At 73.0% G+C, this 1,855-nt stretch carries 2 protein-coding genes; one reads left to right on the top strand and one right to left on the bottom strand.

All coding sequences use genetic code 11. From position 1 onward, the window contains the following. Positions 1-121 precede the first annotated feature (121 nt). On the bottom strand, positions 122-1,168 hold the full coding sequence (locus AB0J68_RS31805) for a hypothetical protein (RefSeq protein WP_363942544.1): 1,047 nt from the start codon (positions 1,166-1,168) through the stop codon (positions 122-124). Between the two features lie 134 nt (positions 1,169-1,302). Here AB0J68_RS31805 and AB0J68_RS31800 point away from each other — a divergent pair. Beyond that, a partial coding sequence (locus AB0J68_RS31800; protein WP_363942541.1) for an NAD(P)H-binding protein occupies positions 1,303-1,855 on the top strand: 553 nt, incomplete at its 3' end.

Below are 1,855 nucleotides of genomic sequence, written 5' to 3'. Positions count from 1 at the left end.
ACCCCCTCCCTCCGCCCGCGGCGCCCCCCCCGGCGGCCCCCCCGGCGCCCCCCGCGCTCCCCCCCGGCCGGGGCCGCCGGGGGGGGGGGCCCCGGTCCCCGGGGGGCCCCCCCACCGCGGCTCAGCCGAGCTGCTGCGCCTGGATCGCGCGGATCTTCGCCGGCCGGGTGGCGGAGAGGTTCGAGATCAGGTACGCCCGCACACTGCCGTCCGGGGAGACCGCCCACAGATCAACCACGCCGTCGGCGTTCAGGTCGGCGGCGACGAGGCTGCTGATCGCGGCACCGGTGTTCCAGCCCGAGGCGAGCCGGTACTGGGTGTAGGCGAGCGTGCCGGTCCCGTCGCCGTTGTCGGCCATCGTGACGCCGTGCCACAGGTACAGGTCGCCGGTCGTGGCGTTGCGCAGCACCAGGGCCACGCCCGAAGCCAACTCGGTGCTGGCCAGGGTCCAGTTCTGCCAGTCACTGCCGCCGGTCGGGGTGGCGGTGTTCAACGCCACCCTGAAGTAGAGGCCCGCCGCCCAGACGCTCGGGTAGTAGGCCAGTCGGTAGCCGTTCGTCGTGTCGCCGACGATCCCGAGCAGGTCGGGGATGTCGTCGCCGACGCCGTCCGCCACGTACCCGTTGACGAGCTGGATCGGGGCGTTGCCGTAGTCGTCGGCCAGGAATTCGCGCGCGAGACTGACCGAGGCGTTGTAGGGCTTGGCCATCGTTCCGTCGCCGACACCCTTGATGATGACGCCGCCACCGGCGTTGTCGCCACCCGGGTAGTAGGCCAGGAAGTCCTGGTTCGCGGTGCCCCAGAACCTGCCGGTGATCATTTGGGCGCCGTCGAAGTCGGCCGGCGATTCGTTGCCGGTGACGCCGTTGCCGTAGATGCCGATGTTCACCGCCGGGACCTTCACCCGGCCGGTGCCGACGCCGGTGGTCGCGTTGATCCGGCCCCGCGCCGCCCAGACGCCGGAGTCGAGGCCCGTCGTGGTGCCGCCGGCGGTCACCAGGTCCGGTACGCCGTCACCGTTGAGGTCCTTGTCGACCGGGCCGGTGATGGCGGTGGTCGGCGTGTTGACCGGTGCGGCCTCAGCCGGCAGGGCCGGGACGACGGCGAGCGCCAGGGCGGCAGGCACTGTCCAGGCGAGCAGCCGGCGACGGGCGGAGAGGTGCTTCATGGATTCCCCGTTCAGGTCAATGGATCTTGCTCGGCTCACCGTAGTCGATCCACGCCAGTCCGACGTTCCCCCGAACGCCCCGCCGGGTTCGTCATTACGGCAACTTTGGGGCGAGTCGGCCCTAGCCTGGGCTGGTGAGCACCATCGTCGTGTTTGGCGCGGGCGGCACCGCCGGGTCGCGGGTCACCGCCGAGGCGGCCGACCGTGGGCACCGGGTGATCGCAGCGGTCCGCCGCCCGGAGGCCACCTCGTACCTGCCGGCCGGGGTGCGGACGGTCACCGGCGACGCCACCAGCGAGCGCAGTGTCCGGGACCTGGCGCCGGAGGCGGACGCGCTGGTGGTGGCGATCGGCGGCGGCGAGCGCGGGCTGTGGCGCAGCGCCGCCGAGAACCTGGTGACCACCCTGCGGTCGATGCCGGCCGCACCGCGGATCATCCACCTGGGCGGCGGGTCCACCCTGCTCACGCCACGTGGCACCCGCATCCTCGACGAGCCGGACTTCCCGGAGCAGTATCGGGACGCGGCGCTGGGCCAGGCCGACGCCCTGGACTACTACCGCACCTCTGCCGACGGGGTGAGCTGGACCTACGTCTCACCGCCGCCGCTGGAGTTCCACCCCGGCGAGCGCACCGGGCATTACCGCACCAGCACCGACCGGCCCTGGTCGTCGGTGACCGGCTGGTCGG

Origin of the sequence: Micromonospora sp. NPDC049580 (genome assembly GCF_040675595.1) — a bacterium.
Classification (GTDB): domain Bacteria; phylum Actinomycetota; class Actinomycetes; order Mycobacteriales; family Micromonosporaceae; genus Micromonospora.
This window is presented reverse-complemented; position numbering and strand designations above follow the sequence as displayed.